Raw genomic sequence first — 14,458 nt, 5'->3', positions numbered from 1 at the left:
CTGCCGCACAGAGCCCGCCAGCTCAGAAATATTCGACGGCGTGGTTAGAAAAGCATCGGCTGGGGCATTGCTCGCGCCGCTAACTCCGGCGGCATCTCTTCGGCGATCAACGAACGCACAGCCGACCCCGACGCGGAGCGTACTCCAGCGTGCACCCGCGGCAGGGCACGAGAACCGACAATTCCCGTGGCTGGATCAAGCGCGGTACGTTGCAACCCGTGTCGGCGAATAATTGGCTGCAACTTGGCCGCTAGCCACTTGCGGTAATCCTTTGGGGCGTAGTTTCCAGCCGAATACATCGACCGGTACTTGTCGAGAAGCTCTGGGTGCGTGCCTTCCAGCCACTGGAAGTACCACTCCTTGGTTCCGGGCTTGAGGTGCAGGGCCGAATACGTGATCGACGTTCCGCCCGCTTCTTTGACCTGAGCGACCGCGCGCTCGAGATGATCGCGCGTGTCAGTCAGGAACGGAAGAATCGGCATGAGGAACACCGCACAGTCGAGGCCAGTGTTGCGAGCGGCGGTCACCGTGGCCAAGCGAGCCTTGGCGGTCGGAGTGCCGGGCTCGACCGACTGCTGAAGGTCATCGTCGTAGATAGCAATCGACATGCCGAGGTCAACCGGCACATGCTCGTTTGCCTCCACCAAGAGCGGCAGGTCTCGCCGCAGCAGCGTTCCTTTCGTCAGGATGGAGAGCGGCGTGCCGGACCCGGCCAGAGCGGCGATGATGCCGGGCATCAGCCGGTAGCGACCCTCGGCACGCTGATACGGGTCGGTATTCGTGCCGAGCGCTACGGGATGTCTGCCCCAGCTCGGCTTACTGAGCTCCTTGGCCAAAACCTCGGCCACGTTCACCTTGACGATGATCTGAGTGTCGAAGTCTTTACCCGCATCGAGATCGAGAAACTCGTGCGTGGGACGAGCGAAACAATAGGTGCACTGGTGGAGGCAGCCGCGCATGGGGTTGATCGTCCAGCCGAATGGCATATCGCTGGCGGTAGGCACCTTATTCAGCGCGCTCTTAGCGAGCACCTCATAGAAGGTGACGCCGTCAAACTCGGGCGTTCGCACCGTTCGTACGAGATTGTTGAGCTTGGCGAGCCCGGGCAGAGCATCCGGCGCTTCGCTGCTGACTTGCTGCCCACTCCATCGCATGGAGGTAGTCGAACATATGTTCGAATTGTTCGCAAGTCGACGCGCCCGCGACGTTAGGCCGCACCGACCTCACGAGCGAACTGCGCAATGTCTCGCACTTGAGCAGAGTCTCGAGTGAGCTTTGCGGTGGTCAGCGCTCCGTCATAAAGGACGATCAATCGCGAGACCAAGGCATCCATCGAGTCGGCCCCGACAATCTCCGCGAGGTGAGCACGCAACACCCGGCGATAGCGGGTAATGGAGGTCTGGACGTCTGCCATAGTCGGACATTCGATCGCCGCATTGGTGAACGGGCAACCATAGAACGTGCCGTTGTCGACTTGGTCAGCAATAGCGAGAAAAAGCCGCTCTATACGATCTGCCCTCGGAGCACTCACGTCATCGAGCTCCGTCACTCGATCGAGCCACGCATCAGCCTCCTCATCGAGATAGGCGGCAATCAGCGCTTCTTTGCTCGGAAAGTGGTGATACATGCTGCCCTTTGCCACCCCGGCCTGCGCAATCACGGTATCGATGCCCGTGGCGTTGATCCCGTGCGTGTAGAACAAGTGCGCCGCCGTGGCGAGAAGCTTCATGCGCGACGTGACGCGAATTTGAGGGGTTTCTGGAGCCATGTTGCAATTCTAGACGAACCCGTCTATATTTTTCTAGACGGAACCGTCTAGAAACGCTGGATGGCCAACCAAGGAGTTTTCAATGTCAGATCTCAAAATCGCCGTAGTCATCCTCGAGACCCTCGAGAACAACAACGCTCGCGTGTACCGCGGCCTCAAGACCGCTCTCGAGTTCAAGGCTGCCGGTGACGATGTCGTCGTCATGTTCGACGGCTCGGGCGTCGAGACTCTCGCGAAGATTGCTGACCCCAGCAACCCCATGAACGGCCTCATTGGTGCCCTCGGCGACACCATCATCGGTGCCTGCGAATTCTGCGCAAAGTCGCACAACGTTCTCGAGCCCATCCGCGATGGTGGCTTCCCCCTGCTCTCCGACAACGGCGGTGAAGCTAGCGTTCGCAAGCTCGTCGTTGCCGGCTACCAGATCATGAACTTCTAATAAGTTCTCCCCCGAGAACGGCCACGGCCCGGTCTCCCGCTACGGCGGTCGTCCGGGCCGTCGCTCATTCACAACCATGTTCTCGCGACGGGAGACAGCTCCAGCGCTGCTAACGTCGTAGGAGTGTTCTCTAAAGTGACAGTTCCTACCACCCTGCAGACCCGCGACGGCGAAATGACTCTTCGCTACTCCGAACTCGGAGACATCGACACGATCCTGCAGCTGCTCGCGGATGACCCCGTGAGCGCTCTTCGTGGAGACACGGCTCGCCCCGAAGACCGGCCGGCGTACGAGAAGGCCTTCCACGCCATCGCTACGACCCCCGCCAACGCGCTGCTGGTTGTCGTTGCACCTTCGGGCGATGTTGTCGCAACGATGCAGCTCACCGCTATCCCGGGAATGGCGCGGCGAGGATCGCACCGCCTTCAAGTCGAGGCCGTGCGCGTCGCCGCAAGCCAACGTTCCAGTGGGATCGGTGGCGCCATGATGCGCTGGGTTATCGACACCGCAGCGCCCACGCTCGGTGCGTCCCTCATCCAGCTCACGTCAGACGAAGCACGCACCGACGCGCACCGCTTCTACAAGAAGCTCGGCTTCGAAGCCACGCACATTGGGTACAAGTACTCAGTCAAGCTCTAGCACTTGGGTGAAGCCCTCACCGGTTCATCGAACAGCAGCCGGCTGACGTCGATAGCTTGCGCCAGCATGTTCTGCGGGCAAACGATCGCCCCGGCCATGCAGCTTCTGACGCAGCGTTCCCGCTACATACTCCTCGGGGTATGAACCGCGAGCCCGCAGCACCGGAATCACGTGCTCGACAACATCTTCGAACGTGCCGGGCGTGATTGCGTACGCGAGATTGAACCCGTCGACGTCGGTTTCTGCCACCCAGGACTCCAGCTCATCCGCAATTTCTTCGCCGGAGCCGATGATGAACGGGCCGAGACCGCCAATCGCCCCGAGGCGAGCAATGTCACGAACCTTCCACTCGCTACCGTCGCTGTTTGCCTTCTGAAAGTTCGCCACGGTCGACTGAATAGCGTTGCTCTTCACATTGCCGATCGGCTCGTCGAGGTCGTACTGCGAGAGGTCGATTCCCATCCATCCCGACATAAAGACGAGTGCTCCTTCTTCGCTTGCGTAGCTCAGATAGTCGGCGTACTTGGCGTGAGCCTTCTCCGAGGTCTCATCGGTGATGATCGTCAGCAGCGTGTAAATCCGCGCTGAGTAGCGGTCACGGCCGGCTTCTTCGAGAGCATCCCGGATGCGACTCACCGTCTCCTTCAGACCCGCTTTAGTTGAGGCGGCGACAAAGATTGCCTCAGCGTTGCCCGCGGCGAACTGGATTCCTCGTGGCGACGCCCCAGCTTGATAGATCACCGGCGTGCGCTGCACCGAAGGCTCAGCCAAATGGATGCCGGGCACCGAGAAGTGTTTGCCGCTGTGTTCGATATCGTGAACCTTGCTGGGGTCGGTGAAGACGCCCGATTCTCGGTCGCGGATCACCGCGTCGTCTTCCCAAGAGCCCTCCCATAACTTGTAGAGCACCTCGAGGTATTCGTCCGCATGGTCATAGCGATCGTCGTGCTCGAGCTGATCGTCGTTACCCATGTTGCGCGCCGCTGAAGGCAGGTACCCGGTCACGACGTTCCAGCCGATGCGGCCTTTCGTGAGGTGATCGAGCGTCGACATCCGCCGCGCGAAGGGATACGGATGCTCGTACGCCGTGCCCGCCGTAATGCCGAAACCCAAGTTCTCGGTGACATGCGCCATCGCCGACACGAGCAACAACGGATCGTTTACGGGAACTTGAGCACCGTGGCGAATCGCGGCCTCGTTCGAGCCGGCGTAGACGTCATAGGTGCCGAGGACATCCGCAATGAAAATGCCGTCGAAGGTTCCCTTTTCAAGCAACTGTGCGAGCTCCGTCCAGTAATCGAGGTCTTTGTACCGCCACGATTGGTCGTCAGGGTGGCGCCACATTCCTGAGGACTGATGAGCGACGCAGTTCATATCGAAGGCATTGAAACGGATTTGTCTAGGCATGCCCTCATCGTGCTCCCGGCGCCGAGATTGCGCATCTGCTGGCGAAACAAAGACGCAACAGTGGGACATATAACGAAATATTCTCGTTTCGCGGCACGAGCGGGTGCACGCTAGTTCGCATCCCCCGAACCATTGGATGGACGAATGCACACGACAACCCCCACGGCGCCTCGTACCGCCGAGCGCGCCCACATCACCGACGACGAGGCACTGCTCACTAGCGATCTGAGCGCGGCCGAATTTGCGGCAGCGTTTCGCCGATATCCGGGTGGCGTTGCGGTCGTGACTGCCGATTCTGCGCTCGGGCCGGTCGCCGTGACGGTGACGTCAATCGTTTCGGTGAGCGCGGATCCGCCGCTCTTTGCTTTCTCTATTGGCCACCAGGCGTCGACTGCGACGGGGATTCGGAATGCCGACTCTTACGTCGTGCATTTTCTCGGCAGCGAACAATTGCCGATCGCCGAGCTGTGCGCGACCAGTGGCGTCGATCGATTCGCCGACCGTTCACTGTGGTCGCGGCTACCGACGGGCGAACCGTACTTTCCGAGCGCGCCGGTTCGCATCGTCGGACAGCGCATCGATCAACTCGACACAGCATCAGCCTCGTTGATTCTGGTTCTCGCGAAGGAGTCTCATATAGGCACCGAGACGGATGCTGGCCCCCCGCTGGTGTATCACGACCGTGGCTGGCACGAGCTCAGCTCGCAGTCGCAGCTGGGGCGCCGCTAGCTACAGGCTCGGGCTCGGGCTCGGGGAAGTTTCGGCGCTCTGGGCTGAACCCATAGCCTGCGTCGAATCGGTAGCCTCGTCATCGTCCCAACTTTCGACGAGCGTGATGCGGCCGCGAGATTCCTTCACCGCGAGCACCAGCGCGATGATGCCGGTCGCTATTCCGATGACTCCCAGTGGGTTCGCGATACCGATGGCGATACCGAGTGCAGGTTCGTTCGGCCCGCTCACGATCGTTTGCAGACCCTCTGGCGTGGCATCCGGAATGGTGAGGCCCAACAAGAAAGCACAGATGCCCGAGGAAATGAGCATCGCGTGCGTGATGGGGCGAGTGCCGAAGCCACGTAGATCGGTGCGGCGCATGGCACGGCCAACGAGCACCAAGAGGATAGCGAAAGCAATGCCGAGCGTCGTCGCGTAGATGACCGTGAGATCGCCGCCGAGACCGAAGAGATGACGCCCGAACGAGACCCAGCCTGCCACTGCGATGCCGGCGATGATCGCAATGACTCCGGTGCGACCTGAGCCCGGCTCACCCGGAGTCTCTCGAACTCGAATAGCGCTATATGTCATGTGCGATCTCCACTCTCACAGTGTGAGGTTCCATCGTACTGAGCATTCTGACGCTGGGTGCTCCCCCACACTCGCCGCCAGAGTGCAGGCACCCCATGTTTTCTTTCTTGCCCCGAACGCGGGGATTGTATTGAGGGAGTCTCACTAGAAGACTGAGAGGAACTTTTTCCCGAGGAGCCCCACTGGCTATGCCCAGCGAAGGCCGTGTGGCCGTCTACATCGATTTCGACAACATCGTGATCTCGCGCTACAACCAGAAACACGGCGACGGGCAGTTCCAAAGAGACAAGGCTCGCGCTCACAATGCGCGTCGCACGACCACCAGCGCGGTGGGAACCAAGCTTGACGCGGCCCGAGTGGATGTCGAAGCAATCCTTGAATACGCGTCGTCGTTCGGAACCGTCGCCCTCAGCCGCGCCTACGCCGACTGGTCGGTGCCTGTAAACGCTGCCCACCAGAAGCACTTCGTCAACAAGTCCGTAGAACTCGTTCAACTGTTCCCCTTGACCGGACAGATGAAAAATGGGGCAGACATCCGACTGGCTGTCGACGTGATGGAAGATCTCTTCCACCTGCGAGATCTCACCCACGTCGTAATCATCGCCGGTGACTCCGACTACGTGGCACTCGCGCAACGCGCCAGGAAACTAGGGCGCGTCGTCGTCGGTGTGGGGGTCGCTGGCGGAACGAGTCACGCTCTCACCGCTTCGTGCGACACATTCGCCGACTACGACGCCCTGCCGGGCATCTCGAATAAGACCACGACACCACCACCGTCAAAGACGCCGGTTGCCACCGTGCCAGTGAAGAAAGCCGTGCAGCCCTCGAAGCAGAAGACACCGGCGCCCGCAGTAAAGGCCGGAGCTGTGGCTCCTGCCGCGACAACGAAGACAACGAAGACAACGAAGACTCAAACGACGAAAAAAGGTCTCTCGGCGACAGCCGCTCCGAAAAAAGCACCAACCACGGTCACCGCGGAGCCGAAATCTGCCGCGGTGCAGAGTGCGGCAGTGTCCCCCAAGGTAAACCCACTCACAGCGCTTGTGCGTGCAATGCGAGCAATTCAGAAAACGGATGGTGACTGGGTCAACAACTCCGCGGTGCGGGAGCAATTGCGCCGCATGCACCCTGCGCTCAAGGAATCTTCCTTAGCGCTACGAGATCACCAACAACTGATTCAGAAGCATCCTTCGAACATCGAAACGAGACAGAAAGCCGGCGTGATGCAGCTCCGACTTCGGTCTAACGTGCCGCACCCCAAATAACTCCGCAGAAGGCGGCTAAGGGAGAAGTTGTTCCGCCAGTAACTCGAGCGCGCGCACGCGCACGGGTGACGTGTTCGCGGCGTCCGCGGTGTGTGCCGAGAGGCCGGGCACGACCATGACCTCGTCGACACCGAAACGTGTCGCCAGCGAGCGGATGCGGGCTGCCGCAGCGACGGGCTCATCGATGACCCAGCGCTCGGCCATGTCATCCACCATTTGCTGTTGCGGAGCCGCAAGCTCAGTCGCAGCGGCCTCTTCGATCGTGGAGAGCGGGCCGAGCGGCATACCGCTGAGCAAGCGCGCCATCTGCTGCAGTTGCGGCAGGGCGGCGGCACGCGCGGCAGCTGCTGTCTCGGCGACAGCCACGTTCAGCGTCAAGAATGTCTTAGGCGCCTTCAGCTGTTCCGACGGCACGAAGTTGTCGCGGTAGAGCCCCAGGATGCGGGCTGTTCCCTCGCCTGAGAAGTGGTGGGCGAAGACATACGGCATGCCCTGGGATGCAGCCAAACGCGCTGAGTAGTCGCTTGACCCCAACAGCCACAGGTCAGCGACGGATGCCGCATTCGGCGTCGCCGTCAGCTCGTAGGTTCGCCCCTGCTGCAACTGCAGCGTGGCGCCCTCGGGGTTCATGAGGCTGCGGATGTCGGCCACGTTACGTGGGAAGGCATCGACATCGCTGGTCGTGCCGGTCATCCGCAAGTACGAAGTAATGACGGGGTCGCTGCCGGGAGCGCGCCCGATACCAAGGTCGATACGGCCGGGGAACGCGGCCTCGAGGATCGCGAATTGCTCAGCCACAACGAGAGGGGCGTGGTTAGGAAGCATCACTCCGCCTGAACCGAGGCGAATGTTCTTGGTCTGCGCGGCCAAAATACCGAGCAGCACAGCCGGGTTTGTCGACGCGACGGCCTTCATGTTGTGATGCTCGGCCACCCAGTAACGCGAGAAGCCCAGATCATCCGCGCGCTGAGCGAGCGCGGTCGTAGCCGCAATGGCGTCTGCCGAAGTCTGGTTGCTGCGCACGGGAATGAGATCAAGAACGGAAAGGCGAAGTGGTGTATTCATCACTGCTATTCAACGCTCCCGAGTCGTGGATATTCCTGAAAGCGCAGCATCCCCTAGTTAAGCGGTAGTCCACCCGCGCGGCGGCGTGCTCGCGCTCAATAGACTGGGGCAATGAACGCTGCCACGCCGTCTCCCTCCGCTTCGAACGACCCGGCCGAATCGACAAATCCTGCCGAGGCAGTGCCGCGGTCAACCGCAACGTCGCGCTCTCGTACCCGCCGCATCATCCGCAATGTCCTGATCTCGCTGGCCGCCGTGCTCGTTGTTGCGGTCGTCGGAATGCTCGTGTGGGCCAACGTCGGCGTGATGCAGGCTGAGCAGAGCGCGCTCGATAGCGTGGGCAGCAACCCCGCGGTCGCGGTTACGGAGACCTCCAACTCCTTCATTATTTCTCCCACAGGGGAAACATCCGGCGAAGGGCTGGTCTTCATTCCGGGAGCCAAGGTGAGCGCCGATGCCTACCTCTACAAGCTGTCGGGAGCAGTCGCCGAATCCGGCCTCACGATCGTCGTGACCAAGCCCATCCTGAATCTTGCGTTCTTCGATCAACGTTCGCTCGACACCTTCACCAGCGCAGTGCCGGATGTCGACAGCTGGATCGTCGGCGGGCATTCTCTCGGAGGCGTGCGGGCATGTCAGTATGCCGAGCAGAGCGATGTGAGCGGACTCGTTCTCTTCGGTAGCTATTGCGCTAACGACCTTTCAGAGGTTGATACGCGGGTGCTCAGCCTCAGCGGAAGCGCCGATCTTCTCAGCACGCCCGAGAAGATCATGAGTGCGGCGCACCTGCTGCCCACCGCCACAACCTTTTTTCCCATCGAAGGCGCCAACCACGCAAGCTTTGGTGACTACGGCGTGCAAGCCGGCGACGGAGTCGCCACACTCGACAGCTCGGTAGTGCGAGACGTCATCACCGCCGAGATCAACAGTTTCGTGCACAATCGATAACGCCTAATAAGCCGCGGGAATGGCCGATAGAGGGCTCGGATTGATTCTTAGTCCGGCCGTCATAGCGCCACTATCGGCTAGGTCGGTGACTCAGGATTCACGGAGCCGCAGCCAAATTGCGTGCCGCTAAGCGAGGATCGGGATCGTTCCTGTGGCCGTGTAGCCAGCCGCGTGTGGCAATAGCTCGCCAAGGACATCCGACGAGTCGTGCGAGGCCCGGGTTGTCTCGGCGGGAGCCTCGGCGTGCGTGTGGATGATCGGGATGGATTCGGTCAGCGCCACGAGACCATCGCTGATGGTGACGAGCGGATCGGCATCCGTGCTCGAAAAAATCGGGAACGAACGGCCCTCATCGGGAAGCATCCGGCCGCGACGGATCACAACGATCGTGGCCACGGCAAGCGGGATCGCGATAACGCTGGGCGCCGCGACCCAGAACGACGCACTCATCAGACCGTACGCCCCCCACGTGGTGTAGCCGAACACCAGCAACCACTGAGTGGTCTCCGAGATGCCAGCGAGACGCACTGCGTCGTTCCGGCTCTGCCAAGTTATTCGTGCTTGCGGAACCCACATGAGAAAAGAGAACGCCGTGCCCACGAATCCGAGTGCGTTGACAGCAAAGTCAGTGATGTTCATACCGGTTGATCTGATCTTTCTTACGGCCCACGGAAGAACTCCAGAAGGGGCACACATTGCCGGGCATCACCACGATGTCTCGGCAATTCTAAACATAAAAAGTGGTTCGCGTCAGCACCCCATTGCGGCGGGTTTCAGTAAATAGTCAACGTTGACGCAATAGGGTGGAATTGGCTTCAACAAAGGAAGCCATCCTGCGCAACGTAGCGCCAGTTTGATCGCTCGTTGCGCGCCACTTATAGGGAGGAAATCATGCGCGCAGTCATGTTCAACCAATGGAAAACATTCCCCACTCTTGAAGACGTCGAGAAGCCCACTCCCGGCCCCGGTGAGGTACTGCTCAAAGTAGCTGGCGCCGGAGCCTGCCACTCCGATGTGGCCGTCTACAGCGAGATGGATGAGACCCTCGCAGGGCCTCAACTCGCGCCCAGCTACATCCTCGGCCACGAAAATTCGGGCTGGGTCGAAGAGCTTGGAGCCGGCGTCACTGGAATCACGATCGGTGATGCCTTCCTGGTTTACGGCCCCATCGGCTGCGGTCACTGTCCAGCCTGCTCGCGCGGCCAAGACACCTACTGCCAGAACCAAGCGGAAATGCCGTACCTTGCTTCCGGCTTAGGGCGCAACGGCGGCATGGCGGAATACATGACCGTACCCGCTCGCAACCTCGTTCCGCTCGGCGATGCTGATCCCGTGGCAGCCGCCCCGCTCTCAGACGCCGGCCTCACGCCGTATCACGCCATCAAAAACTCCCTTCCGAAACTGCAAGGGGGCGGAAAGACCGCGCTCGTCATCGGACTTGGTGGGCTCGGGCAACTGGCCGTGCAGATTCTCACCGCGATCACCGGCGCTACCGTCATCGCGACAGACATGAAAGAGGACGCGATGGAACGCGCGGCGCTCCGCGGCGCGATTACAGTGCCCGGTGGCGACGACCAAGCCGCGCGCATCCGAGAAATCACCGGCGGTCGCGGAGTAGACGCCGTCTTCGACTTTGTGGGAATCGCCCCGACCGTCGCGCTCGCGATGCAATCGGTCGCCGTGCAGGGTCGAGTCACCGTCGTCGGCATCGCCGGCGGCGCGTTCAATTGGGGCTTCTACACCGTGCCGTACGAGGCTGAACTACTCAGCACCTACTGGGGAACTATCGAGGACTTGTACGACGTCGTCGCCCTTTACCGCGCGGGCAAGATCGTTCCAGACGTCGAGATCTTCGACATGGAACATGCCCTCGATGCCTACAAGAAGCTTGAATCGGGCGAGCTATCTGGCCGCGCTGTTGTCGCACCCCACGGTCGCGGCTAGAGGTCGCGGCTAGCGCTCGTCGGCTAGCAGTTGCTGCTAGCCGACGAGCGCGATCCATCCCGCGAGATCTACGCGGAAACCCACTTCCAGTCGGCGATTTCGGGCATGTCTTCTCCATGTTCGCGCGTGTACTGCTGCGCGTGAAGTCGGGTGTCGTGCATTTCTTGCCAGAACGCAGCATGACGTGACGTGAGCCCAGGAACACGCTCAAGCACGTCGATCACCAAATGGAAGCGGTCGAGGTCGTTCATCATCACCATGTCGAAAGGCGTGGTGGTGGTGCCCTCGTCCTTATAACCGCGAACATGCAAGTTGGCGTGCCCCGCGCGCTTATATGTGAGGCGATGAATCAGCCACGGGTAACCGTGGTGGGCGAAAATCACGGGCTTATCCGTCGTGAAGATCGCGTCGTATTCGGCATCACTGAGCCCATGCGGATGCTCTGATTCGCTGTGCAGCCGCATCAAGTCGATGACGTTGACGACGCGCACGCGCAGCTCAGGAATCCGTTCGCGCAAGATTTGCGCGGCTGCCAGAGTTTCTAGGGTCGGAACGTCGCCCGCACAGGCGAGTACGACATCCGGCTCTTGGCCGACGACTTCGGTGCCCGCCCAATCGAAGAGCCCAATCCCCCGCGTGCAGTGTTCGATCGCTGCTGGCATATCGAGCCAATTGTTTTCCGGGTGCTTGCCCGCGATGACGACGTTGATCTTGTTCACCGACCGAAGGCAGTGATCGTAGGTGGCAATCAGAGTGTTCGCGTCGCACGGCAAATACGCACGCACCACATCCGGCTTCTTATTCATGACGAGATCAAGAAAACCGGGGTCTTGGTGCGAGGCACCGTTGTGGTCTTGGCGCCACACGTGCGAGCTCAACAGGTAGTTAAGCGATGACACGGGACGACGCCACGGAATCGCGTTCGCACCCTCAAGCCATTTCGCGTGCTGGTTGAACATTGAGTCAACGATATGGATGAAGGCCTCATAAGAGTTGAACATGCCGTGGCGCCCGGTGAGCAGGTAGCCCTCGAGCCAGCCCTGACACTGGTGCTCGCTCAGCATCTCCATGACGCGCCCTGCCCGCGCCAAGTGGTTGTCGGCGTCGATCGGCAGGAATTCAGCATCCCACTGTTTATCGGTGACATCGAAGACGGCACTCAGCCGATTGGATGCCGTGACATCGGCACCAAAAATTCGGAAATTGTCGGGATTGTCGCGAATTACGTCGCGCAACCACTCCCCGAGGGCACCAGTCGCCGAGCTTGTCGTCTCCCCCGGCTTCGGCACGTCGACCGCATAGTCGCGAAAGTCGGGCAACCGAAGCGGTGATCGCAGCAGTCCGCCATTAGTTACCGGATTGGCGCTCATGCGGCGATCTCCGGCGGGCGCGAGGGCGGTGGTCAGTTCGCGCGGTGCACCGCTCTCATCAAAAAGCTCCTCGGGCCGGTACGAGGCCATCCATTTCTGGAGTTGCTGCAAGTGCTCCTCGGTATCCCGCACGCTCGCCAGCGGCACCTGGTGCGAACGCCAGTTGTTTTCTACCGGATGCCCGTCGACCACCTGCGGCCCCGTCCAGCCCTTAGGGGTGCGCAAGATCAGCATCGGCCAGGCCGGGCGACCCTCGAGGAGTCCGGCCGCGGCATCCGCCTTGATGCGTGCAATGTGATCAATGATGTCGTCGAGCGTGGCGGCCATACGTTCGTGCACCGCGCGCGGATCCTCGTTATCGAAACCACCCGAGACAACGTACGGCGTATGCCCGTAGCCGCGCATCAAATCGCACAGCTCTTCTTCGGGGATGCGCGAGAGCACCGTCGGGTTCGCGATCTTGTAGCCGTTCAGGTGCAGGATCGGCAAGACCACGCCATCCCGCTCAGGATCAATGAACTTGTTCGAGTGCCAGCTCGTTGCGAGCGGCCCGGTCTCAGCCTCTCCATCGCCCACGACGGCGGCGACCAAGAGGTTCGGGTTATCGAATGCTGCGCCATAGGCGTGTGACAGCGCATAGCCGAGCTCGCCACCCTCGTGGATCGAGCCGGGAGTTTCGGGAGCCGCGTGGCTAGGAATGCCACCCGGGAAGGAAAACTGTCTGAACAGCTTGCGGATGCCATCGGCACTCTTATCAATGTCGCCGTACGTTTCGCTGTAGGTGCCGTCGAGGTACGCACTCGCGACGACGGCGGGCCCGCCGTGCCCGGGGCCGGCAACGAAAATCGTGTCGGTATCGCGCTCTTGAATGATGCGATTGAGGTGAGCCCAGACAAAGTTGAGGCCTGGGGTAGTGCCCCAGTGCCCCAGAAGGCGGGGCTTGGTGTGCTCGCGCACGAGGGGCTCGCGCAAGAGGGGATTATCGAGGAGATAGATCTGTCCCACTGCCAGATAGTTGGCCGCTCGCCACCACGCGTCTAGTTGATCGACCGTATGGGGTTGCACTTCGGCGGCGCGAGGGCGGCACCAGGGCTGGCGAGGTGAAAGATTCAGATCAGGCACAAGATTCTCGCTTCTGTTCGCAATGCTGTGGGTGAGGCAATCCGTTCGATCACGGCTCGAGGTTCGTGACACAGTGAGCGCGCTCTCTTAGCTTAGGAGCGTGCTGCAGTTGCGTGGTGGGAATTGGGCGAGTCTGTGGGTACGCCGATACCGCACGCTGCCGCTCGGGGAGTTACCCTCTGTACATGGGTTCTCGAAGCGCACGACAGCAGGGTGCGCTCGCGTCATGGAACGACGAACGTGGCTTCGGTTTTATCCTCACCGACGGCCGCGACAATAGTGGAAGCGCCGGCAGCGGCGAGAGCATCTTCGCCCACATCTCATCATTTCCGCCCCGCGAGACGCGCCCGGCGCCCGGCGAACGGGTCAGCTTCGCCATCGAGCGCACACGCGAAGGCAAGGTTCGCGCGCGCAACATCCGCTATCTTTCCGCTTCGGGTCGCCCGCTTCGCGTGAAGCGACGCAAACCTGGCACCATGAGCTACGTCGTCTTGGCAACATTTGCAGTCGCGATCGCGATCGTGACCGGCATTGGCGCCCTCCCCTGGATCTTCTCGGCGCTGTATCTAGTGATGAGCATCATCACCTACGCGTCTTACGCCACCGACAAAAAGGCCGCGCAAACTAGACAGTGGCGCGTGAGCGAGGGCGCTCTTCTCGGCCTTGGCCTCTTCGGCGGCTGGCCAGGAGCGATCCTCGCCCAGCAACGCCTGCGCCATAAAACTCAGAAACCCCAGTTTCGCCAAGCCTTCTGGGGCACTGTCGTGTTCAACATTCTGGTCTTTGCCATTCTGACCACCGCTCTGCGGGAACCGATGGTGCAGCTCATCCGCCTCATCCTCGAGGCGACTGCTCTGTAACTGCCCGCCGCTAAGCGAGCGAGAGAAAGAGTTTTTCGATCTCTTCTGACTGAGGTGAGCCTGCGGCATCCGGGTCGAGAAGGCACTCCCGCATCGCTTCCGAGATCACGAGAAAACCGGCGCGGTCCAAGGCTTTGGATACCGCCGCGAGTTGGTGAACCACATCGCGACATCCGGCACCGCTCTCGACTGTGGTGATTAACGCGCCCAGTTGACCGTGAGCGCGACGCAATCTGTTCGCGATCTTTTTCTGGGCGTCAGGTTCAGCGCTTATCGCTGCTTCAGCTGCTGACGATTCCATGTGCTCTCGTTCCTGGTGAGTGAGTTGA

15 protein-coding genes are annotated in these 14,458 nt (G+C 60.9%); 7 read left to right on the top strand and 8 right to left on the bottom strand.

Annotated features, from left to right (window positions below; translation table 11 throughout):
• Positions 1-44: 44 nt before the first annotated feature.
• The gene (locus ESZ53_RS01880; protein WP_129071283.1) at positions 45-1,154 is read right to left on the bottom strand and encodes an Rv2578c family radical SAM protein; all 1,110 of its coding nucleotides are present in this window, start codon (positions 1,152-1,154) and stop codon (positions 45-47) included.
• 53 nt (positions 1,155-1,207) lie between these two features.
• Positions 1,208-1,768 carry a TetR/AcrR family transcriptional regulator gene (locus tag ESZ53_RS01875; protein ID WP_129071282.1) on the bottom strand — a complete coding sequence of 187 codons (561 nt, stop codon included), beginning with the start codon at positions 1,766-1,768 and terminating at the stop codon, positions 1,208-1,210.
• Positions 1,769-1,850: 82 nt separating this feature from the next.
• Here ESZ53_RS01875 and ESZ53_RS01870 point away from each other — a divergent pair, with 82 nt between their 5' ends.
• Complete coding sequence (locus ESZ53_RS01870) at positions 1,851-2,207, top strand: DsrE family protein (protein ID WP_129071281.1); 357 nt, start codon at positions 1,851-1,853, stop codon at positions 2,205-2,207.
• Positions 2,208-2,381: 174 nt separating this feature from the next.
• Complete coding sequence (locus ESZ53_RS01865) at positions 2,382-2,846, top strand: GNAT family N-acetyltransferase (RefSeq protein WP_210403853.1); 465 nt, start codon at positions 2,382-2,384, stop codon at positions 2,844-2,846.
• Positions 2,847-2,870: 24 nt separating this feature from the next.
• Here the strand turns inward: ESZ53_RS01865 and ESZ53_RS01860 are convergent, their stop codons facing one another.
• On the bottom strand, positions 2,871-4,253 hold the full coding sequence (locus ESZ53_RS01860; RefSeq protein WP_129071279.1) for an LLM class flavin-dependent oxidoreductase: 1,383 nt from the start codon (positions 4,251-4,253) through the stop codon (positions 2,871-2,873).
• A gap of 144 nt (positions 4,254-4,397) precedes the next feature.
• Between ESZ53_RS01860 and ESZ53_RS01855 the strand changes: the two genes are divergently transcribed.
• Positions 4,398-4,982, top strand: a complete 585-nt coding sequence (locus tag ESZ53_RS01855) for a flavin reductase family protein (RefSeq protein WP_129071278.1) — start codon at positions 4,398-4,400, stop codon at positions 4,980-4,982.
• On the opposite strand, the gene ESZ53_RS01850 is transcribed toward ESZ53_RS01855, so the two are convergent.
• On the bottom strand, positions 4,983-5,555 hold the full coding sequence (locus ESZ53_RS01850; protein WP_197132492.1) for a hypothetical protein: 573 nt from the start codon (positions 5,553-5,555) through the stop codon (positions 4,983-4,985).
• Between the two features lie 188 nt (positions 5,556-5,743).
• Here ESZ53_RS01850 and ESZ53_RS01845 point away from each other — a divergent pair, with 188 nt between their 5' ends.
• Positions 5,744-6,820, top strand: coding sequence for an NYN domain-containing protein (locus ESZ53_RS01845; protein ID WP_129071277.1), 1,077 nt, complete (start codon positions 5,744-5,746; stop codon positions 6,818-6,820).
• Between the two features lie 15 nt (positions 6,821-6,835).
• Here ESZ53_RS01845 and ESZ53_RS01840 read toward each other — a convergent pair whose 3' ends face one another.
• Entirely contained in the window at positions 6,836-7,885 is a 1,050-nt protein-coding gene (locus ESZ53_RS01840) for an MsnO8 family LLM class oxidoreductase (RefSeq protein ID WP_129071276.1), read from the bottom strand.
• A gap of 111 nt (positions 7,886-7,996) precedes the next feature.
• Between ESZ53_RS01840 and ESZ53_RS01835 the strand changes: the two genes are divergently transcribed.
• The gene (locus tag ESZ53_RS01835) at positions 7,997-8,833 is read left to right on the top strand and encodes an alpha/beta hydrolase (RefSeq protein ID WP_129071275.1); all 837 of its coding nucleotides are present in this window, start codon (positions 7,997-7,999) and stop codon (positions 8,831-8,833) included.
• 126 nt (positions 8,834-8,959) lie between these two features.
• On the opposite strand, the gene ESZ53_RS01830 is transcribed toward ESZ53_RS01835, so the two are convergent.
• The gene (locus ESZ53_RS01830; RefSeq protein WP_129071274.1) at positions 8,960-9,472 is read right to left on the bottom strand and encodes a hypothetical protein; all 513 of its coding nucleotides are present in this window, start codon (positions 9,470-9,472) and stop codon (positions 8,960-8,962) included.
• A gap of 252 nt (positions 9,473-9,724) precedes the next feature.
• On the opposite strand from ESZ53_RS01830, the gene ESZ53_RS01825 reads away from it, so the two are divergent.
• On the top strand, positions 9,725-10,777 hold the full coding sequence (locus ESZ53_RS01825; protein ID WP_129071273.1) for an NAD(P)-dependent alcohol dehydrogenase: 1,053 nt from the start codon (positions 9,725-9,727) through the stop codon (positions 10,775-10,777).
• 68 nt (positions 10,778-10,845) lie between these two features.
• Here the strand turns inward: ESZ53_RS01825 and ESZ53_RS01820 are convergent, their stop codons facing one another.
• Positions 10,846-13,212, bottom strand: a complete 2,367-nt coding sequence (locus ESZ53_RS01820; protein ID WP_246837416.1) for a phosphoketolase — start codon at positions 13,210-13,212, stop codon at positions 10,846-10,848.
• A 242-nt stretch (positions 13,213-13,454) separates the two neighbouring features.
• Here ESZ53_RS01820 and ESZ53_RS01815 point away from each other — a divergent pair, with 242 nt between their 5' ends.
• Positions 13,455-14,129, top strand: a complete 675-nt coding sequence (locus ESZ53_RS01815; protein ID WP_129071272.1) for a DUF1294 domain-containing protein — start codon at positions 13,455-13,457, stop codon at positions 14,127-14,129.
• A 10-nt stretch (positions 14,130-14,139) separates the two neighbouring features.
• Here the strand turns inward: ESZ53_RS01815 and ESZ53_RS01810 are convergent, their stop codons facing one another.
• Positions 14,140-14,430 (bottom strand): metal-sensitive transcriptional regulator, encoded by a 291-nt coding sequence (locus tag ESZ53_RS01810; RefSeq protein ID WP_129071271.1) that lies wholly within the window; start codon positions 14,428-14,430, stop codon positions 14,140-14,142.
• Positions 14,431-14,458: the final 28 nt, after the last annotated feature.

The sequence above is a fragment of the Salinibacterium sp. UTAS2018 genome, from assembly GCF_004118935.1.
GTDB lineage: Bacteria > Actinomycetota > Actinomycetes > Actinomycetales > Microbacteriaceae > Rhodoglobus.
Note: the sequence above shows the minus strand (reverse complement) of the source record. Positions and strands in the feature narration are given on the sequence as shown.